Below are 22,955 nucleotides of genomic sequence, written 5' to 3' on the forward strand. Positions count from 1 at the left end.
AACTTACATATTTTAGGAGTAGTTTTTCAGTGGTCTCGGACAGGTTCCTTGTCCAACTCATTGAAAGGCTCTGTGGATAGATAAATATCTACAGAACTTTTATTATTTCTTTTAAACAGTGAAAAGTAGCACCTACCCAATGTTAGGGTAGGTGTTACTTTTTAAATTTGGGTTCAACAAAAAAGTACATAATTCTACAAACTTATGACCTATTGTCACTATTAACAATGTGAAAAAGCTATTAAACTAATAAATAGTAATTAAGTATTGGTTCTATAGAACTATTAGCTATAAGGTGCAATCATTAATTATTATTAAATTACCAATAATTGAATGGAGTGAAATTATGAGACAAAGGAAAAGTTTACATTTGTTTTTAAGCATGATTATTTTCATTTCTCTATTCCCTACATGGGTGTTTGTTCCTGGAGAAGTAAAGGCAAGTGAAGGAAATACATATAATACAATAAATAGGCTTGCTGAGTTTGACTACTTTCAACATGAAAATAATGAAGCTTTTGGTTTTTCAAATGAAAGTGGAAGTATAGATCAAGCTAATTTAGTTAGTAGTGGCACGATCGAAGGTGTGGAAACTTTCTCTACCACGGTACCATATGGTGTCACACTTGATGAAGTTCTAAATTCGTTAGGAGGATTGGTTACTGTTACTGTTAACGGAGGAACTACAGCGGTAGTACCAGTAATTTGGAGTAGCGTTTCTAATCCACCTTTTGACAGCCATACTCCAGGTGAATATGAGTTCACAGGTACTTTGGTTGATATCCCAAGTGGTTTAAACAATAATAACGAAATTGATGTTGTTGGTCAGGTTACTGTGTTGGATGACTTCTCAACATCTTCGCCAGAATCGACTGAGGTTGAGCATCCAATATTATCAAAAGCATACATTACTAGTTATTCAACTGGTTATGTTGATGTTGTAAATTTAGATACAAACACAGTAGAAAAAGCGAAAATTCGAGTAGGAAATCAACCAAACAGTGCTGCAATTAACCCTAATGGTACACAGGTTTTTGTAACAAATAGAGGAGACAGAAGTGTATCTGTCATTAATCCTACCAATGATACGGTAATCGAAACTATCTCTGTAGGAACCTCTCCACATGGAGTTGTGTTTAATAGTGATGGAAGCAAAGCATATGTTGCTAACCAAGGTAGTAGTAGTCTCTCTGTAATAAATACACGAAATCTTGAGGTGGAAGAAACGATTGCTGTACCAGCAAGTCCTGTCGCTTTAGTCACTATAGGTGAATATCTATACTTTACAAGTTTAACTACAGGAAAAGTTATTATCATTAATATGGCGAATAATACAATTTCAGGTGATATCGAAGTAGGAACTTCTCCTTACGGGTTGTCTGTTAATACTTCGAGAACAAAAATATATGTTGCAAATCAGGGATCACGTTCTGTTTCAGTTATTGATGTATCCACTCGTACAGTAGAAGCGACAATTGAAGTTGGTAGTGCTCCATCTTCTACAGAAGTAACTCCAGATGGAAGCAGGGTTTATGTAGCCAATGCTGGTAGTGCGAATGTATCTGTCATTGATACTACTACAAATTCTGTCATAGCCACTATTGCTGTTGGAACTCATCCTTACGCGATTGGTATATTAGCGAATGGAAGCAAAGTGTATACTATTAACTTTGGTTCTAGTTCCATGAGTGTCATTGATACAGCAACAAATACCGTAATTGATACGCTCAGTCTAAGTAATGGTCCATTTATGGTAGGAACTTTTATGGTTCCTACAGCTGTAGCTGCAGTAGTTGAAGAAGGGATTACTCCTTCATTGAGTTCAAATGCAACACTTAGAGATTTGAAAGTGAATGATACTACAGTCATTGGCTTTGAACCCGACTTAGAAACCTATGCAGTCAGCGTGGCGAATGATGTTAATCAATTAGTGATCGAGGCAGATACAGAAAACGCATATGCGGTGCTAACCTTGAAGATGAATGGTCATGAAGTAGATAATCCAATTTCTCTTCAAGTAGGAGAGAACATTATTGAAATTGTAGTGACTGCTCAAGATGGTACTTTGAAAATATATACGATAACAGTAACTAGAAGTGCAGGTAATAACAATGGAGTGGCAATACCAACTCCACCTACAACAACTCCTATTGTAGAAAATGTAATAGTAACTATTGAAGCTGGCTCTCCAGACACTGTATCGCAAACTTCCATCATTCGTACACGGAAAGAAGATGGAACAAAGAGTGATAAAGTAACGTTCGATCCAGACAAAGCGAAAGAATCTGTTTTGAAAACTATTGCAGCCGAAAAAAACTCAGTAAGAATAGTTATTCCAGATGCGAATGATGATGTGTCTGAAGTAAATGTAGATATACCAGAAGAAACATTACAAACGATATTTAATAGTAATGTTAGATTAGAAATTTTTACAGATAATGGATCGATTAGTATTCCTCATGAGTCTCTTTCTGGGATAGGACAGAATATATATTTTAACATTGTTCCATTTAAAAAAGACGAGGAACGTAAGCAAATAGAAGATAGGGCGAAACTGGAGCAAGTTGTACGGAATGTTTTAGGTGATGGAAATGTTCAAGTCCTAGGCCGTCCAATGTCTATTGAAACAAATATGCCAAGTGGTAAAGTAGGTATTACTCTACCTTTAGATAGAAGCTTATTACCAATAGGTGAAAAAGATCAAGCAGCATTTTTAGAAGATTTAGCTGTATATATTGAACATAGTGATGGGGATCGTGTTTTGGTTCAACCAACAATTGTAGAGTACTCACAAGGGAAGATTGGATTATCTTTTACCATTGAAAAGTTCAGTATTTTTACTATTGTCCAAATAGATAATTGGAGTAAATATAAGAACAGAAGTAGTATATCCTTTGATAATGCATATATAACGGGATATTCAGATGGTTCCTTTAAACCTAATCAATCTATTACTAGAGCGGAGATGGCTGCGATTATTCAAAGAATTAAACAAGAACAGTCATCAGCAAATAACGTAAAAGCATTCTCTGATGTAAAAAGTACGTTATGGGCTGTAGATGCGATAAACTATGTTGCATCAAAAGAATACATGGTTGGTAACTCCAAAGGATTGTTCCAACCAAATGAAAATATTACAAGAGCAGAGATGGCTACTGTAATTACTCGTTTACTCTCGTTGGATGATTCTTTCAGTGTCAACTTCCATGATGTAGAAGATACTCACTGGGCGAAGAAAAGTATAGAACAGGTGTTTAACGGTGGGTATATGAATGGATATCCAGATGGAAGCTTCAAACCTGAGCAATCATTAACGAGAGCTGAAGCGGTTACGATATTTAATAGAATTCTAGGTAGAAGAGAGTTTGTAGAAACATTAACGCCTTCTTTTAAAGATGTTCCAGTTAGTCACTGGGCTTTTCAAGAGATAGAAGCTGCTTCTCGAAAGAAATAAATAAAGTAGCACCTACCGAGGTAGGTGCTACTTTATTCCATATTCGTAGGTGCTACTTTTATGGTATATTACGTTCTAGAGGTGAATGGTATGCTAAATAGAGTAGATGCTCCACCAGTTTGGATAATAAGTGCAACCCTATTATTAATCCTATTAATAGGATTATTTTTTAGTACAAATAAAATCATAGCGAAAGAGAAAGTACAGGACTATCCTATGGAAACAGCCGAACAAGTTACTCCATTAAACGGAAAATGGGAGTTTTATTGGGAACAGCTGCTAACCCCAACAGATTTTCCAAGTATTGAATCTCATCCGAATTCATCACATCTATATATTCACGTTCCAGCTGCTTGGAAATCTCAGAAAATAGATGGGGAACGGCTTCCTAGTCACGGTTATGGAACATATCGACTACAGCTAGAGATTCCGCAAGATCATGTAGGTCAGAATAAAGCTTTATATATAGGGCATATAGGAACTGCCTATCGATTATGGATTGATGGTCAGGAGATGGAGAGTCGAGGGATAGTTGGGAAAAATAAGGACGGAGAAACAGCAGAATTAAGAGCGAATCTTGTTTTTTTTGAACCAAAGGAAGAAATAGTAGAAATTATCGTTCAAGTATCAAACTTCTCTTTTCGTGAGGGAGGTATTTTAGATTCTATTAAATACGCAGATCCCTCCAATATCATTCCTAACAAAGTAAAAGGATTGGCTAAACAGTTATTTATCATCGGTGGTTTTTTCTTTATAGGGCTCTATCATCTTATCATCTTTGGTATTCGTACTCGTGAGAAATCGATTCTTATGATCGGGTTCATTGGAATTCTAGGAGCAATAAGAATGTTATTCGTCAATGAATACATAACATATCTTGTTTTTCCTCACATACCATGGGAAGTTATGGTGAAAATAGAGTATTTGGCGGAATATATTGGGTTTCTTTGTTTTATACTTCTTCTTAAGTATATTTTCCCTTCAGAAGTGAAACAAAAGGTGGTTACGATAACCTATGTTTACACAACATTCATGACGGGATATATATTGCTGACACCAGCGAGAATTTTTACAGAAACGATGCCAATACAGATAAGTATTATGTTAGTGATTCTGGCATATTTTGTTTTTCATGTGGGAATCAAAGCGATTGTTCGGAAAAAAGAGGGAGCACTTATTTATTGTATTTCCGTGTTAATTATCATTATCGGAACAAGTAACGATGTGTTAAACCACATACAATTAATGAATACATTTTATGTTATAGAATACTGTGTTCTCTTATTTTTATTGTTACAAGCAGTAATGGTTGCTTACCGTTACAACCTACTTTTTAACAAAAACGAGTATTTAAATGAAGAGTTAACGAATGTCAACGATACGTTAGAAGAAAAGGTAGAGGAGCGAACGAAAGAACTGAATGACAAGAATATGGAGCTGGAAAACGTCCAGTCTTCGAGTAGGAAGATGTTATCCAATATTGCTCATGATTTAGGTACTCCTATCATAGCAATTCAGACACATCTGCAGTTGATGAAAAGAAGAAAGAATGTAACGTCAGAACACGAAATCATCGATCAATTGCTGGATAAAACGAACTATATAAATCGACTTGTTGTTGACTTATTTGAGCTGTCCAAACTTCAGTCGAATCAGCTCTCTTTTCATAAAGAAAAAATAAAGTTAAAAGCGTTTATGGACGTAGCTTATCAAAAACTAGCACTAAACGTTACATCTAATGATAGAATCTTGCAGCGAGGAAAACTAGAAACAACGATAGATGAGAATGAAGTATTTATAAATATAGACCAAATTCGCATTATGCAAGTATTGAGTAATTATCTAGAAAATGCGATGAAGTTTAGTTCCCCTGACAAAGAGATAATGATCAATTGTTATATTGTTACTAACGAAAATAGAGATGTGTGTATTGAGGTTGTGGACAAGGGTATTGGAATTGAAGAAAAAGATTGCGCAAAAGTTTTCCAACGATATTTTAAAAAGGGAGAAGAGAATGTCAAAGGAAGTGGACTGGGCTTAGCAATATGTAAAGAAATAATAGAGCAGCATGGTGGAAAAGTGGGAGTACGTAGTGAGGTAGGGAAGGGAAGTACATTCTATTTTCTATTGCCGATGTATTAGAAGTAGCACCTACTCTAGCTGGACAAATCTGTACCAGCTAGAGTAGGTGCTACTTCAAACATGAAACATTTTTCCATATCTATAAAAAATTGTTGTATTGATATATAATTGAAAAGTCTTGTTAAAGTAGTGCAAAAGAAATAAGAACAGCAACATCCATATTTATAACAAAAGTACTATCAAAAGTACTACTAATATATTGGAGTAAGGGGTTCTTACAAGAGGAGTTTGAAAAATGTTATTTAACTCATATGTTTTTATTTTTGCATTTTTACCTATAGTTTTTTTGCTCTATTTCCTGTTGACTTATCTTAAATTAATACGAGTTTCAAAAATATGGTTAATTGCAAGTTCTTTATTTTTTTATAGCTATTGGAATATCATTTACCTTCCACTAATTGTCGGTTCTTTTGTTGCAAACTATATTATTGGTATGTACCTTTCAAAGGGAAGTAAGCCAAAGAAAGCCATACTTGTTATTGGAATTACTGCTAATGTCCTACTTCTAGGATATTTTAAATACTATGACTTTTTTATTGCAAATATTAATACTTTAACAGATTATAGCTTTTCATTGTTAAATCTCGCATTACCTCTTGCTATAAGTTTTTTCACCTTTCAGCAAATCGCCTTTCTTGTAGATGCATATAGGAAGGAAATGAATGAATATAGCTTTCTGGATTATACATTGTTTGTTACTTTTTTTCCTCAGCTAATAGCAGGTCCTATTGTTCATCATAAAGAAATGATGCCACAATTCATGAATGTAGGAAATAAATTTATTAACTTTAGAAATATTAGCATGGGTATTTTTATTTTTTCGATAGGATTATTTAAAAAAGTTGCTATTGCAGACACATTTGCGGTTTGGGCAAATAAAGGGTTCACGGAATCTGAGACTCTAACCTTTTTTGAAGGATGGATAACTTCCTTATCCTATACTTTTCAGTTATATTTTGATTTTAGTGGCTATACGGATATGGCAATTGGTATAGCACTTCTCTTTAATATTCGTTTACCTATCAACTTCAATTCTCCATATAAGTCGTTAAATATACAAGATTTTTGGAGAAGATGGCATATGACTTTAGGTAGGTTTTTGACTAAATATATTTATATTCCTCTTGGTGGAAATAGAAAGGGAGAAGGGAGAACGTATGTAAACATACTGATCATCTTTCTCATTAGTGGATTGTGGCATGGAGCAGGATGGACATTCGTATTTTGGGGATTCTTACATGGACTTGCAACAGTGATCCATCGATTTTGGACAAAGCTTAATTTAAAAATGAACAAGCTTTTAGCTTGGTTTATTACCTTCCAATTCGTAAATATCTCTTGGGTCTTTTTCCGAGCAGAAACCTGGCAAGATGCGATTAATGTAAGTAAGTCAATGATTGGATTAAACGGTATATATTTTCCACCAGTTTTGGCACTTCACTTTCCCTCATGGATTCCCCAGGAGTGGTCTAAACGCTACTTTGTAGGAACGGAAGAAGACCTCTACTTTACATTATATTTTTTACTCATTACGTTCATAATTGTAGTTTTTGCGAAAAACTCAGTGGAGAGATTGGAAGGTTTTAAACCAAATTGGTTTAATGTAATCTTTAGTGGAATAATTTTTGTAACATCTGTACTACTTTTAACCAAAGTCAGCGAATTTTTATATTTTAATTTCTAAAAAGGTGTGAATTAGTTTGAATGAAAAAAAATATATCATAGCTTTTGCATCCTTTGTGCTTTTACTAATGGGCATTATATCAACCTTTAACTTTGTCGTTGATCCTTTTCATTTCTACAGAATTAATACATTTTATAAACCGCAATACTCCGAATCGATGGCCAGATATGAATTGCCAGGTATAATAAACAATATAGATTATGATATGCTTATGGTCGGAACCTCTATGTCACGAAACTTTTCAGAGGAGTACATGAATGAGGTACTTAAAAAGGAGACATTTAATGCAGCATTGCCATCTGGGAAAGCAAAAGAACAAGCAATGATTGTTAACTTAGCTTTGAAAAATAGTAATCTTGAGGATATTTTTTGGGAGCTGAACATGTATTCATTTGAGGGTAGCCCCGATGAAGTTTTGGAGCAAAACATTCCTTTCCCATATCATTTTTATGATCGAAACCCTATTACAGATTTTAAATATTTGGTTAGCTGGGATACAGTCGAAAGAAGTATTGATATATTGGAGAACTATGATGAATATCAAGAGATGGATATATATGAGATTTATAAATTTGGCCAGAACGTACCTCCTTTGACGAAGGAGAGTATTGGGGATATTTCTCTTATCACTACAGATAGTTATTTAAATTATCGGTTTACATCAGCAGCATTAATGGAAAGTTTTGAACAAAACGTATTGCCTTTTGTGGAAAAAAATCCGCATATTACTTTTACATTTTATTATGTACCATACCCAATAACAAACCATCTTTATTTTTATAATTTAAATAACAGATATATCGATGAGCGTGAGCTTTTTAAGTTAAAAGTGTTTCAGGCACTCAACGGGTATGATAATGTAAAAATTTATGATTTTCAAGACGAGAAGGAGATCACACATAAAATTAGTAACTATATGGATTCCGTTCATTATTATATGGAAACGAATCATCAACTTTTTGATGCTATGGTATATACCGAGCCAATAAAAAGCTTAGAGGAACAAATTCTTAAAAATACAGTTATAAGGAATCAGATATTGAATCTTACGAATAGCAGTATTCAATAGAAGTAGCACCTACTCTAGCTGGTACAGATTTGTCCAGCTAGAGTAGGTGCTACTTCAAAAACTCGATTGCTTCACGCCGGTTTTTGACCCCAAGCTTTTCATATATGTTCGTCAAATAATTCTTTATCGTACCTTCGGAAACAAATAGCTCTTTTGCGATTTCATTATTTGAAAGTCTTCTAGCTAGAAGATATGCAATTTCTTCTTCTCTTTTCGTAAAAGGAATAGTGGAAATGATGGCAGATAATTGGTGGTTTTTATCATACTTTTTGTGAAAAATATAGTTTGCAAGCTTCATTGCTACCTCTGAAGGAAGGAGGTATTCACCATTCATGGCATCTCGAATCGTTTGCACTAGCTTAGAAACATTCATCCCTTTTATTAAATACCCATGCGCACCATTTGCGAGTGCTTCGATAATATATTCCTCTTCATTGAAGGTAGTATGAATTAATATAACTACATTCGGAAACTTCTTGCGGATTTTTTTAGTACACTCAATCCCATTTACAATAGGCATCCTTATATCCATTAACACCAGATCCGGTTGTTCTTGCTCCATAAGTAGGTAAGCATCGTGCCCGTTCTCCGCAGTGGCAACAACGGTCATATCCTCTTCAGAATCGATTAACATCTTTAATCCAGTAAGTAAAAGCTTGTCATCTTCTACAATTAACACTTTCGTATGATCCACCATAATAAAACCTCTTTATTCCACAGTATTTTCAAATGTACTCTCTAAGTAAATTTTATCACATAAACGAGGATTCGACACAGATGTTCATAATTTTCACATAATGAATTATTTGGTAACCATTATGCGACAATTTATTACAAAAAAGTGGAAGCATTCAACAAAAATACCTATTTCGTTACAAAAACATGACTTATTGTCACTATCAACACGGTGGAAAAAGTACTAAAATATTGGTAGTTAATTTGTAATGGTTTAATAGTCCTATTTTTTAGGGGCTGTTTATAAGAAAATAATCATATAGTCATAAGAAACGGAGTGAGATCATGAGGAATAGTCGAAGTTTGAATTTGTTTTTTGTTTTTATTATCCTGTTTTCCTTATTTCCCTCATGGGTGTTTGTACCTGGAAGTGCGAAGGCAATTAGAGGAGATACGTATCATCCTGTACAATGGCCGATGGAAAACGAATTTATTCCATACGGATACAGTGATGGTAGTTTTATCATGGATCCTGGTGGTGACGTTAACCCAATCGACGTAGATATAACGAGTGGAGTTAACAGGGGAATTGGTAATTTACCGTCTGTTTATGTTTCAACGAAAGAAGTTGCTGGAGAAGAACACGTGATTTTCCGAATGAGATTAAAAGGAGATCCGTATGACCGTAAAGGAGGTTTTCTTTCCTCTGTCTGGCTAGTCCAGTTATGGGAAGGCGATATTCATAAAGCAACGGTTGGATTAAATGGAAAATCCCCATCCACTGACTACGTATATGTGGCGAATGGAGATGGCACCGAATTAAAGAGAATTTATGAAACATCCTCTGAAAAGGAAGATGGAAAAACAGTAGTACCTGGGGCTAGAAGTATTTCTGACGAGAACGGTCACTACTATCTGGATTTTCAAGTACCGTTACATAGTATAAATGAAGTATTGGATAAAGCGGAAGAAATTACAGGAGATACACCTCTACAATTGTTTTTTGGAACATCAAAAGCGGCGAACTTGTCGGTTATAAATAAAGAGTGGTTGTCGAAAAATGCAGGTGCTGTTGGGAAGGTTTCTGATTATAAACAAATAAGGTTCAATAACTTGATTCAAGATTTGAGACCACATGTACCTAGCTCAACTCCTACTATTACGATTGATGGTGGTTCTAGTCAAACTTATACTTCCAACGATATTAATGTGAGCGGTACGACTTCTCTAGTAAGTGGAGAAGTGAAGATTGAGATTAACGGTAGGGAAGCAAAAGTAGCTGTTTCTGAAAATCGTTGGAGCATGAATCTTTCCAACCTCATAGTCAATGAAACTGGAACATATATGCTAAAAGCAAGTGTTACTGAAAATGATCAAACTGTTAGTTCTGTAAAAGAGATAGTTGTTGAAAAGACCGGGGGTACGGACTTTTTGACCATTACTGGAGGCGCAATTTATGTAACCTCAGATGGTAAGGCTAAAATTGAGGGAACTCTGCGAACAAACCGAAATGGTGCTAATTACAAAATAAGAATCGAGATAATAGATGCAAGCGGGAATGAAATTATCGTTCAGGATGCTAAAGATCACAGAACGAGTACTTGGGGATATTCACCAAATATTCCCCTTCCCGTCGGTAAGAACCATATAACTGTAAAACTTCTAGATAATCAGGATAATGAAAAGGCAACGATGACACAAGAACGTACTATACTTTCATCAGATGGCCAGTCTGTAGAAAGACCAATTCTTGTTAGAATCGGTGAAATAACTGATGTAGGAAGTGCAACCCCTAGCTTTAAAGGATCTTCTAGTGGTGCAGAGCAAGTTGAGATAAAAATAGGTGAGGTAATAAACAATATTGCTACAAATGTTAGGACAGTAGAAATAGTAGAACCTCATAATGAACAGGGTGACTGGGAAGTAGAATCTCTAGAAAACCCACTAGGTGCAGGTAACCATTTTGTTATTGCAATTGCTAAAAACTCTAAAGGTGGACTTGTACAGGATAGTAAAATTATTAGCGTAACGGAAACTTCTATTACTATTGATAATAATGAAACTGGTGAGTTCATAACGAATGATACTAAACCAACGATCCGTGGTAATACAAATGCACAAGATGGAAGCATTGTAGACGTTATTTTTACAAAAGCTAAGGATAAAGTTCTTGAAAAATCAGCAGAAGTAGAAAATGGTAAGTGGATGATCGAAGTTGAAGATGAGGAAGAACTAACTGGTAGCACCTACTATGTAACAGCAACCGTTAATAAGGACAAACTAAACGAAGCAACTGCAATTCAACAACTTACTATTATTACAGGTACAAATGTTTCCATCGTAAGTCCAGATGATGCAGCAATTGTTAATGAAACAAGTTTGGTCATGAAAGGAACCTCGGATGAGTTTGCAACGATAGATTTATATATTAATGGAACTAACGATACGGAAAATTCATTCCGTTATCTATCATCCGTAAAGGCAGATGAGGGTGGAGATTGGGACTATATAGTGTCGGCGTTAAGTAGCGGACATTATACAGTGAAGACAGAAGCCGCTGATCTTTATGGAAATGAAGCGGTAGATCAAGTAAGCTTTCAAGTGACTCTACCTGGTAGTGGAACGATTGAAAGTGTGAAAGATCTCACTGCTTCTGTACCTTATGGAACACCTGTAGAGGAAGTGGTATTTGCTCTTGGGGGGCTTGCTACTGTTACGACTGAAGAGGAAGATACAGCGTTAGTACCTGTAGTTTGGGGTAATGAATCCACTCCTGTATTCGACAGTGAAACTCCAGGTGAATATAAATTTACCGGAACGTTGGTTGATTTACCAAGTGGATTCAACAACGATAAAGGTATTTCTGTTAATGGAATAGTCACTGTCTTGAATGAGCTTTCTGAATTTGACGCAATGGTAACAAAGGTTGGAGCAAAAGTAGCTGGAGATCCTTTTACTATTGGTATTGTAAATGCAAGAAAAAGTGATGGAATAGCATTAACTGGCAGCTTCCTAGTTAAAATAACCAGTAATGAACAAGGGGTTATTTTCGAAGAAGTTGTATCCTTTGCAGATGGTCAAAGTACAGTTGATGTAACGCTAACGAAAGCAGCAGAACATACACTGACAGTTGAATTGGAAGGAATTTTCCCAACAAAACAAGTAGGTGCTACCGTTATTGCAGGTTCACCAGCGAGTGTAGAGTTAAGCTTAAATCCGAAGCTAGTAAGCATATCAGATTATGAAGACCGTGATTTCACGGTTTTGGCTGAAATCGTTGTGAAAGACCTTTATGAAAATGTACTACCTACAAATCTAGTGACTGGAAATTACAATCTTTCGGCACCAGATCGAGCAAACGAAGGAACTGATTATGGGTTTGATAAGGCTAGTGGTCTATTAACAATAAAACAAGGATCACAAAATGCTGCGGGTGAATATGAAGTAACATTTACTCATGGAGAGGTTACTAATTTACTAGATACTGATTCTGTAAATGTAGCTGGTTTATTGACACTTCCACAAGTATCTCAGCCAACTTGGAGTGAGGGGGATACGATCGAGTGGATAGATATTGATAATGCGAAAAAGTATGAAGTAATACTATACAAAGATGGCTCACCTATAGAGGAACCAATAGAAGTGGCTCCAGGTGTACAGGAATATGACTTCAGTTCTAAAATCCTAGAATCACCAGGAATATACACAGTAACAGTGAGGGCGCTTGGTGATGGAAAACCATACACAAATGGTCCAGTATCAGAGTTCTCTCTAGGAAATAAAAAGACTGCGCCATTAGATAAAGTATCTCAACCTACATGGAGTGGGGATACGATCGAGTGGATAGATATTGATAATGCGAAAAAGTATGAAGTAATTCTATACAAAGATGGCTCACCTATAGAGGAACCAATAGAAGTAGTTCCAGGTGAACAGCAATATGATTTCAGTTCTAATATCCAAGATTTAGGACCAGGAACATATACAGTAACGGTCCGAGCGCTAGGTGATGGAATGCCATATACAAATGGCCCAGTATCGGAGCAATCGGAAGGAAATAAGAAAACAGCGCCATTAGATAAAGTATCTCAGCCAACGTGGAGTAGGGATGTAATTGAGTGGGATGCTGTGGATAATGCAACAAAGTACCAAGTAAGGTTATACAGAGATGGCTCACCGGTAAAGGGAACATATGACTTGGATCCAGAAAGAACGAGCTATGACTTTGGATCTGATATTTCAATACTGGGCCCAGGAACCTACACAGTAACAGTCCAAGCACTAGGAGATGGAATGCCGTATACAGATGGTGACAAATCTGTTTTCTCACCGAAGAACATTGTACTTGAACCATCCCGTGTAGATGCAATCACAGTCAGTGGGAAAAACCAGGTACAAATTCCTTTAGCAGGTGAGCATGATCTAACAGAATTATACGATGTGACAGTGAAGGACCAATATGGCCAAGTAATGACTAACCAGGATGTTACTTGGAGTTTAGTTGGTTCCCCAACAGGAGTTACTATCAATGCAAGTTCTGGACTTCTAACGGTATCTGCTAATGCTGATCAAATTACCATTATATTAAAGGCAACAGCAAATGGTATATCAGATACGTTTGATGTAGACCTATTGAAACGTCGAACTAATGAACACCTAGTTGATGAAACATTGGAGGGTTTAGAAATTGGATTTGAAAGTGATCGAGATACATGGGAAAGTGTTACCTCCTCCGTTTTCTTAATAAGAACGGATGATACTGAAACAAATGTATCGTGGTCATCATCCAATAACATAGTTGTTAACATACCTAGCCACCAAGAGAACGACAGAAATGTAGAAGCGGAAATTAATAGACTAGAGACAGACACACCTGTCATTGTTACTGCAACGGTTTCACTAGGAGATGTAGAAAAAACGAGAACATTTCTCCTTATTGTAAAATCGAATAAGATAACAAAACAAAAGGATCCAACAGTACAACGAAATGTAGTTTTACAAAATGTGGATGGTACATCGAATAATATTTCAGTAGAGAGAATCAATATAGTAGATATAGACTCAAATGAAATAACTGCAAAAATCGATAAGATCATCATCAATGAAGCTGCAACTATAGCAACTCCAGATAACGTTGCAACAATTCGTCTAATGGAGGATCCGTCTAACAGAGCAGAGGAATTCGCTATTGAAATCAACAGGGCTGCTGTAAAAAATATTGCGGGTAATCGAAATGTTGATCTTAAAGTTCAAAACGATTATGCGGTAGTAAATATTGATTCAGAAATCTTGAGTACTATGAGTAGTAACAATTTGGATCTGTTTTTCCGAATCGTACCTATCAAAGATGCAACACAACAACAGCAAGTGAACACTAGAGTACCAGCAAGATATGACAACCTTAATGTAGTTTCTATAGGTAATTCGGTGAAAGTAGAGACGAACTATAGTGGCTTTAAAACAAAATTACTAGTGCCTTTCGAGAGTAATAATATCGATGTATCACGAGTAAATCTAAATAACCTCCTTGTGTATGTAGAACATACAACAGGGCCATCAGCGATGTATGAAGGAAATATTATCTATTCCAATGGTCAAGCAATTGGATTGGAGATTGAGATTGAAAGGTTTAGTACATTTACGATTGTTGAGTTAAAGGATGATCCAATTGTAATTCCTATGCCAACTCCAACACCAGAACCTACAATTTCATTGCCAACCGCTTATGTTGATAAGGGGAAAAATGAAGTGGTTCTCGAATTTAATCAACAGATTGGTAGCTTTTTAGATCAAGGATTTACTATCAAAAATAAAAAGAAACAGCTTACCATCAAAGAGATTTCCAAAGTGAACGGAAATAAGCTAATTATCAAAGTAGAAGAACCTTTCATCCCTGGCTACGATGTTATTGTAGATTACAAGAAAGACATAGGTGGTTCGAATAGACTATTAGAATTACTCAAGGAGTTCCCAGTAGAAAATGCTGATTTCCATTCAGCATATATTAAAGGATTTCCAGATGGGGAGTTTAAACCAGAACACACATTAACAAGAGCACAGCTGGCAGCAATGCTTGCAAGGAATCTTGGTTATGAAGGTCCAGAATCGGCTTTAACATCTCCATATCCAGATGTAAAAGCAAGTCACTGGGCGTCGGGAGTTATAAAGTTTGTACAAGATCTTGAACTAATGAAAGGATATCCTTCTGGTGATTTCGGACCAGGGGATGAAGTAACTCGTGCACAAATTACAGCCATTGCGGCACGTTATAAAAAGTTAACGTCCAACACCATTGCTGGACATGAGAATCCATTTAATGATGTCGCAGGACATTGGGCACTAAAAGAAATAATCGCTACAAAAGACCAGAATATTATCGAAGGATATAACGATGGTTCTTTCCGTCCAGACCAAAGTGTAACACGTGCAGAAGCTGTAAAAGTGGTGAATCGCATGTTTGACCGAGGACCACTACATGGCGTTACTGTACCTAGTTTTCCAGATGTAAATTACTTACACTGGGCATTCAAAGAAGTAGAAGAGGCTGCAAAAGATCACTATTTTAAATTGGATGAAAATGATGTAGAGTATGTAGTTTATCGGTAGCAAAAAATGTAGCACCTACTTTTTAGTTAAAAGGTAGGTGCTACTTGTTTAATAGAATGATAGAATCTATTATAGGTAGTTTTTAACAAAAATGTTAAAGGGAAAGAAGTGATGGAGGGAGTGCAACAAATGAGGAAAGCTTCAAAACTAGTATTATGTTGTCTGTTGGTTGGCTTTTTGCTATTCTCCAATTCTACTATATTAGTAGGCGCAAATGATTTAGGAATTGTAATGCCGAATCCAAAGTATCATGAAATTGACAAGCTATTGACAGAGAAAGCTCTGAAATTCAATGTTCCCCCTGAAGTGGTGAAAGCTATCGCATACAGAGAAAGTGAATGGCGACAATTTGTTGACGGTGAGCCAAATATCAGTGACGATGGTGGAATAGGAATCATGCAGGTCACAGACAGTCGTTTTGATCAGGAAAAATTAAAGACTGACATTAAGTATAATATCGAATCTGCCATTCAAATTTTACTAGAAAAGAAGAAATGGAGTGGTAACTCGATACCAGAGATAAATGATAACTCTTATGAGTATATGGATCATTGGTACTTTGCTGTCATGGCGTACAATGGGCTAGTACATAGTAATAGTCCTATTATAAGAGCTACAGGAAACAGAAACTATTCGGCATACCAAGAACGAGTTTTTCAAACAATTAGCGAATTAAATAATGGGATGGTAATGGAACCATTGAAATTTGAAGTAGCTGATTTTGATTATAGAGCCAACAACATTCTAGGCTTTAATAAAATGGCCTATAAATCTACGGGAAAGCAAAGTAGCAGATACTTTCTGAATGAAGATGATCTTGTCATTACTACAACGACACCTAGATTGAGAACGAGCCCAACTACTGCGCTAGGGAATACAAATATTATCAAAACATTAGCTGAAGGGGAGATACTTCGTATTTTAGAAACCTTTCGATATGATGAATCCCATCTTCATGGAATTGATAATCCAGAAAGGCAGTACGTTTGGTATTTAGTAGAATCAATTGATGGAACCGAAGGCTATGTAGCTTCAGGAACAATCCAGCCTATAGAAGAGGTAGGGTTAGTGGATATAAATAGTCTTCCAGATAGGAACGGAAATGAGTTGACGGATATTCGGTCTCATTGGGGTAAGGAAGATATACTTACATTGAATAAAAAGGATATTATCCGTGGGTACTCAAATAATACCTTCAGACCGGATCAAAATATTACTAGGGCTGAAGTGATGGCTATTATTTCAAGAGTATTAGCAAACGTTCCAGACGTAAATCTTGATTGGACATTCTCTGATCAAAAACCACAAGATTGGGCGAAAGATCCTATAATGGAAGGAGTCAATCTCAGACTTATTCAGGGTTATTCCAACAATACATTCCGAACAGATAATAACATTACTCGAGCGGAATTGGTTGTAATACTTGATCGTCTAGTAGACATAGTAAATTATGAACCATCTGGCGAAGTGGGGCCACCAGAAGTTTTCGTAGATGAAATACCAACGTGGGCTGTAGATTCAGTGAACAACATATCAAGACTAGGAATTGTAACTGGATATGGCGATCACACCTTCAGACCTAGCGCAAACGCCACTAGAGCAGAGGTCGCAACAGTCATCATGCGAATTTTGAAGTAGCACCTACCAAAATGACTAAAAGTAGCACCTACGCTGGTTGTTAAAATTTGATCCAGCTCAAGTAGGTGCTACCTATTTAACTCTCTTTTCAAATCCTCGCTAGTATATTCTCCGCGAACGTTGATTCGTTTGACTAGGCCTGTTTGGAGAGATTCATATGTGTTATACCCAGGTTCGGTAGTGATGAGTAATTCATATCCTAGTTCTCTAGTAACCTTTAACACTTCATGATTATATGCACCAAATGGGAAGGCAAGGACGTTTACCTTTTTTCCAAGAGCATTCTCTAAAACTTCTTTTGATTTTTTCAAATCGTCTCTTATTCTATGAATGTAATCTTGTCTCGTCTCACCCGTTTTTATCGTAGTTAGTAGCGGTCCTCCGGAAACGGGGATACCTGCCAAGTTCACTCCATCTGTTCTTCTATGGTGCTCATACGTATGATCTTGAATATTGATTACCCGAGAATCTTCCATCTCTCTTGCTTGCTCCAAAGTAAAACGGATAGGGTGACTTTTGGAAATGAGATAGATATTCGCCCTCAGACCATACTCTTTTAAAATAGGATACACATCTGTATAGTTAGATAGATAACCATCATCTATGGTAAGTAACAATGGCTTTTTTGGTAATCGATAACTTGGATTGTTTTTATAGTTTATTACATCTTGATCTGTAATGGTCTCGTAGCCTTGTTGGATCAACATTTCGAGTTGTTCTCTAAATGTACCTAGAGGAACATACAAACTAGATGGATTGTCACCAAACTCGTGATACATGATCGAGTATATTTTTTCAGGTCGATATAAATAAGCACTTGTAATAGGCTTTATATCTACAGTAAAAGAAACATTGTCATTGTTAACTACAATTTTACTAGTATCCTCGTGATACTGAAAAGGAATGGATAGATTTTCGAGGACAAATCGTAACGGTATATATGTCCTCCCTTGTATGAGCCTGGGCTGAACATCCATTTTAAAAGGCAGTCCATTTATATTACCAGTAGTGGAATTTACGTTTAGTTTCAGAATATCTTCATCATTCTTAATTGTAATATCCTTTGTTTTGGCATCATACAGTACTTCCATACCTAATGCTTCCGAAACATACCTAACAGGGATAAGTGTTCTTCCATTTTCTATGTAACCATACATAGCCTTGTTGTTGATTGTTACTTCAGATTCTTGTTTTGTAGATTCTGAGGCTGTTACAGATGGAACGAGTGCTATAAATGAGAAAAATAATAAAAGAAACAAATAAAATAAGTTCTTATGCAAATGACCAAACTCCTCTCCGAAATGAGTAAAAAGTAGAATACTAGTTTTCTAGTCCAGAAACACCACCTTGTTCTCCTATATATATCTTATATTAGCATTTTATTACATAGATGTGGGAAAAAAGTAGCACCTACTATCCAGTTCGTGGTATAAAGAAAGTAGCACCTACACTGGTTGTTAAAAAATGATCCAGCTCAAGTAGGTGCTACTTATTTTGAAAGGAGAGGTTGCTATGCCTTACAAACGAAGAGATTGGATACCTGACACGTTCTACCATATTACTGCGAGGGGGAATAGGAAGGAAAACATCTTCCATGAAGATTCAGATTTTAGATGGTTCCTTCAAAATCTAGAAACAACCTATATTAAGCTTCCATTCGAATTAAGCTCTTATTGTCTAATGTCGAACCACTACCACCTTCTAATCAAAGCTCCTCTAAAGACTATTCCAAACGTAATGTTTTATATCAATAAAAAATATGCAGATTATTATAACAAGAAATATAAATGTCATGGACACCTATTTGAAAAGCGCTATTTTGATAAACCTGTATATGGTACGGAAGGACTTCTCAAAGTCAGTTCATATATCCACGCTAATCCATGTGAAGCAGGGATGGTGGAAGATATCTACGAATACCCTTGGAGCAGTATTACATTTTTCTCCCCTAGTAAACTAATAGAAGTGCCTCCATATTTTAGTTATACCCCATTAATAGATTCCTTTCCAGGTGATGAAGAAACCCAAAAAAACTACTATAGAATGTATTTAGAAATAGGCAGTAGGTGCTACTTTGAGGATTAAAAGTAGGTGCTACTTTTCTTAAAAAAGGTAGGTGCTACTTTTAAAGCGTTTTCTAAAAAAAATAATATATATACCACAAAAAAATCGTTTATATAGAGGATAAATGTGGTAAAATATTATTGTTGTAACAATTTCCTTTTTATAGACGTGTTATAATCAGGGGCTTGGTTGGGCCAGCGGGAAGGTAACTCCTCATAAGGGGAGTTACTTTTCTATTTTCACCGTCTATCGTATGATTATGAAGAGACGATTAGTAAGGTTGGTAAATTTTTATCCTTTATTATCATTTGGTGAAGTGTCATAATGTTAAGAAGAAATCTTTTGAAAGATAGAGGTATTTAATGATGAATGGAAATTTTTCAAGAGGAATGAAAGTAAGTATCAACTATTCGATTAAAAAATCATTTGTAGAGTATATGGAGAACATTGATTGGGATGATTCGAAGTACGATAGTGATCAGTTTATTCAGTTTTGGTTAAAGAGTTCAAAGGACAACGCTTCCTGGTACAAGGAAATGGACAAGAATTTATTGGAGGATCCAAAATTTCAGGATCAATTAACAGAGAAGGTAAATGAAGCGATTCAAAAAATCATTGAAACAGAGCCTTCTGAAGAGCAAATCGATGAGATTGATAAACTAGTGGAAACGTTAAATATAGAAGATATAGATTATTGCTGTAAAGCAGAAGCAGACTTTCAATTACAAAAGCTTCGTAAATTACTTCAACATTAAATAAGAATAGAAAAATTCATTCGTTATTAGCTTGCAGGTATTCTCCTGCAGGCTTTTTATGTGAGGGGAAACGCATGTTGATGGCATAAATATTTTGTGGCATTCCACCGCTAGTAGTAATATTACACATTATAATATGTTATAATTTGTTAATATTATTTACACTATTTTTACAAATAGATGGAGGCATGTAATGAGTTGGAATCATTTTTCTAAGTGGATGACAAGTCACTTCTTCATATTTTTACTGATCATTTTGGTGAAAGTCCATTTCACTAGAATGTTTCTTTTTAACGACAATATTTTCGGATTTTCCTTATTTATTGAATTACTATTTCCCCTATTGATAGCTCTCTTCATTGAGTTTTGTTTTAGGAAGGGCAAAAATATTGCCTATTATATAGTAAACTTTGTTTTCTCCGTTTTGTTTTTTAGTATTATTATGTATTTTGATTTTTATGGTGCAGTACCAACTTATTCAGCTTTACTTCAAGCAGACCAAGTAGGGGAAGTAGGAGACAGTATTGCCGCTATATTTAGGCCAATATATTTACTGTTATTTGTAGATATAATTCTTCTACCATTTTTCCTAAAAAAGAAATGGATTAGTTCGAACTTTCCGATAAAAAGAAGGCTCAGCATGCTAATTGCTCTACCAATCGTCATTCTACTATCATTAGGAGTTATATATACGAACTCCACCATTATTAATACCATTAACCAGGCCGAAAAAATGGGAATCTTCCATTTTCAACTATATAGCGTTTATCACGATCAAAAAACGCAGTCGAGATTGCACTCTATAATTAATAATGATTTAGACCAAAGTATAATTAATGAATTAAAAGGGATTGAAACAAGAGAAGAGTTCGATTACTATGGCATTGCAAAAGACAAAAATATTTTAGTTGTTCAATTAGAATCACTACAAACTTTTCCAATCTCTTTAGAAATAGAAGGGAATGAAGTAACACCTATATTAAATAATTTAATAGAAGATAGTTATTATTTTCCCAATGTTTTTCAACAAATTGGACGTGGAAATACCTCAGATGCAGAATTTGCATTAAATACATCCATTTATCCTTTAGGTGACAGGGCAATGTCACAAGAGTTTGGGAATCGTGATATACCAAGTTTGCCAAAAATTTTAAGAGAACATAACTATGAATCGGTAACGTTTCATACGAATGATGTACAATTTTGGTATCGGGATGGCATGTATCAAGCATTAGGGTTTGACTCTTATTATGACAAGGCGTTCTTCGGTACAGATGATTTCATTGCTTTTGGAGCTTCAGACGAAGTACTCTATGAAAAGTCACTACCTATACTTGAAGATATTTGGAAAACAGGGAAAAAATTCTATGCAAACCTTGTCGCTATGTCTAGTCATCATCCGTATACTCTGCCAGATACAAAAGAATTACTGCCCCTTCCATCACATTATGAAAATACAGCAGTAGGAGATTATCTTAGAGCGGTTCACTATGCAGATTTTGCATTAGGAGAACTTATCAAAGATTTAAAAGACAAGGGTCTATGGGATGATACCTTATTGTTTATTTATGGGGACCACTTTGGACTACGTTTGGAAACAGATTTAGATTATATATTAATGGAAGAAATACTAGACAGACCATATCACGAGCATGTAGATCACTTTAATATCCCCCTTGTTGTTCATATTCCAGGGGAAGAAGATAATGCTGAGATGTTTACACACATTGGTGGACAAGTGGATTATATGCCTACGATAGTAAATTTAATTGGTGTAGAAAATGATAACGTTATGTTTGGTCAAGATTTATTTAATTATGATAAAAATTTGATTGGTATGCGTTTTTATCTTCCGTCAGGATCGTTTATTAATGAAGATATTTTATATACTCCAGGGAATGGTTTCCACGATGGTAAAGGTGTGGATCTCTATACGTTAGAAGAGGTAGAGGTAGCGGAATATGAACAAGATTTTAGACGCTTAATGGATTTACTCGAATTATCCGATGCGTATGTCACCCAATTACCTCCTAGAAGGGGGTTAGAGAGTGTTAGTTCAGAGTTTCCTTTAGACGGTTCTCTAGAATGGGAACATGTGTCCAATGGTGAAAACTATAAAGTGGTGCGAGTGAATCTATTTTCTCCTAGTATTACTCAATACAGGGTAGAAAGAGAAGATCATACGGTAGAAAACGTTAATGCAAATATATTTTATGATAGCAATCAGTATGATCTATACGAAAATGGCTATTTGTATGTAACTATTGATAACTCAGAAAGTGGTTGGAGTGAAGATGATCTATCACAACAAGATATTTCATCGTTCTTTGAACAACAAGATTTTACGTTATTTTTATTCGAAGAAGATTTTAATAAGATCAATTATAAATTAACCTCCTTCTACGAAATCATTGAAGAGACTGGCGATAAAATTGATTTAAATGAAGAGTTAGAATGGGAACATTTTTCAAGTAGAGAAGATTTCACCATAGTTCGTGTTGATTTAGAAGCCCCAGAAACAAATTACTTTGTGGAGCGGGATGGGGAAATACTACAAGATCGAAATGCGAACCAATTTGATCAAGGGAACTTAACGAATCTTTATTCCAATGGTTATTTGTATATCTCCATTGACAACAACGATAGTAAATGGGGATACGATGCGCAACCAACACCTGAAGAAATAAAAGCATACTTCAAAGAACAAAACTATACACTCTACATCGACACCTACAACGAATTATTGAGATAAGAGGTAGCACCTACTTTTAGAGAGAAAAGTAGGTGCTACTTTCAATGCAAAAGGTAGGTGCTACTTTCACAAATTTAGGTCCTTTTATATCTATCAGAATATCAAGTTTCCATGTA

Annotated in this window: 11 protein-coding genes; 9 read left to right on the plus strand and 2 right to left on the minus strand. The window is 35.5% G+C overall.

Going from position 1 to position 22,955, the window contains the following annotated elements; all coding sequences use genetic code 11:
* Window positions 1–346 precede the first annotated feature (346 nt).
* From ACERII_RS24115 to ACERII_RS24130, 4 genes are all read left to right on the plus strand, one after another.
* Window positions 347–3,454, plus strand: coding sequence for an S-layer homology domain-containing protein (locus tag ACERII_RS24115; RefSeq protein ID WP_373645524.1), 3,108 nt, complete (start codon window positions 347–349; stop codon window positions 3,452–3,454).
* A 60-nt stretch (window positions 3,455–3,514) separates the two neighbouring features.
* Window positions 3,515–5,596, plus strand: a complete 2,082-nt coding sequence (locus ACERII_RS24120) for a sensor histidine kinase (protein WP_373645525.1) — start codon at window positions 3,515–3,517, stop codon at window positions 5,594–5,596.
* A 235-nt stretch (window positions 5,597–5,831) separates the two neighbouring features.
* A complete protein-coding gene (locus tag ACERII_RS24125; protein WP_373645526.1) occupies window positions 5,832–7,280 on the plus strand; it encodes an MBOAT family O-acyltransferase in 1,449 nt (482 codons plus the stop codon).
* A gap of 16 nt (window positions 7,281–7,296) precedes the next feature.
* Entirely contained in the window at window positions 7,297–8,349 is a 1,053-nt protein-coding gene (locus ACERII_RS24130) for a hypothetical protein (RefSeq protein WP_373645527.1), read from the plus strand.
* Window positions 8,350–8,398: 49 nt separating this feature from the next.
* Here the strand turns inward: ACERII_RS24130 and ACERII_RS24135 are convergent, their stop codons facing one another.
* Window positions 8,399–9,046: a response regulator transcription factor gene (locus ACERII_RS24135; protein ID WP_373645528.1), complete on the minus strand. Its 648-nt coding sequence runs from the start codon at window positions 9,044–9,046 to the stop codon at window positions 8,399–8,401.
* A gap of 323 nt (window positions 9,047–9,369) precedes the next feature.
* On the opposite strand from ACERII_RS24135, the gene ACERII_RS24140 reads away from it, so the two are divergent.
* Window positions 9,370–15,630, plus strand: a complete 6,261-nt coding sequence (locus ACERII_RS24140) for an S-layer homology domain-containing protein (RefSeq protein WP_373645529.1) — start codon at window positions 9,370–9,372, stop codon at window positions 15,628–15,630.
* Window positions 15,631–15,759: 129 nt separating this feature from the next.
* Window positions 15,760–17,268, plus strand: a complete 1,509-nt coding sequence (locus tag ACERII_RS24145) for an S-layer homology domain-containing protein (RefSeq protein WP_373645530.1) — start codon at window positions 15,760–15,762, stop codon at window positions 17,266–17,268.
* 68 nt (window positions 17,269–17,336) lie between these two features.
* Here the strand turns inward: ACERII_RS24145 and ACERII_RS24150 are convergent, their stop codons facing one another.
* Window positions 17,337–18,548 (minus strand): stalk domain-containing protein, encoded by a 1,212-nt coding sequence (locus ACERII_RS24150; RefSeq protein WP_373645531.1) that lies wholly within the window; start codon window positions 18,546–18,548, stop codon window positions 17,337–17,339.
* A 232-nt stretch (window positions 18,549–18,780) separates the two neighbouring features.
* Here ACERII_RS24150 and ACERII_RS24155 point away from each other — a divergent pair, with 232 nt between their 5' ends.
* From ACERII_RS24155 to ACERII_RS24165, 3 genes are all read left to right on the plus strand, one after another.
* Window positions 18,781–19,353 (plus strand): transposase, encoded by a 573-nt coding sequence (locus ACERII_RS24155; protein WP_373645532.1) that lies wholly within the window; start codon window positions 18,781–18,783, stop codon window positions 19,351–19,353.
* Between the two features lie 341 nt (window positions 19,354–19,694).
* A complete protein-coding gene (locus ACERII_RS24160; protein ID WP_373645533.1) occupies window positions 19,695–20,087 on the plus strand; it encodes a CotH kinase family protein in 393 nt (130 codons plus the stop codon).
* A gap of 193 nt (window positions 20,088–20,280) precedes the next feature.
* The gene (locus tag ACERII_RS24165) at window positions 20,281–22,839 is read left to right on the plus strand and encodes an LTA synthase family protein (RefSeq protein ID WP_373645534.1); all 2,559 of its coding nucleotides are present in this window, start codon (window positions 20,281–20,283) and stop codon (window positions 22,837–22,839) included.
* Window positions 22,840–22,955: the final 116 nt, after the last annotated feature.

The sequence above is a fragment of the Evansella sp. AB-rgal1 genome, assembly GCF_041820985.1.
Classification (GTDB): Bacteria; Bacillota; Bacilli; order Bacillales; family Salisediminibacteriaceae; genus Evansella.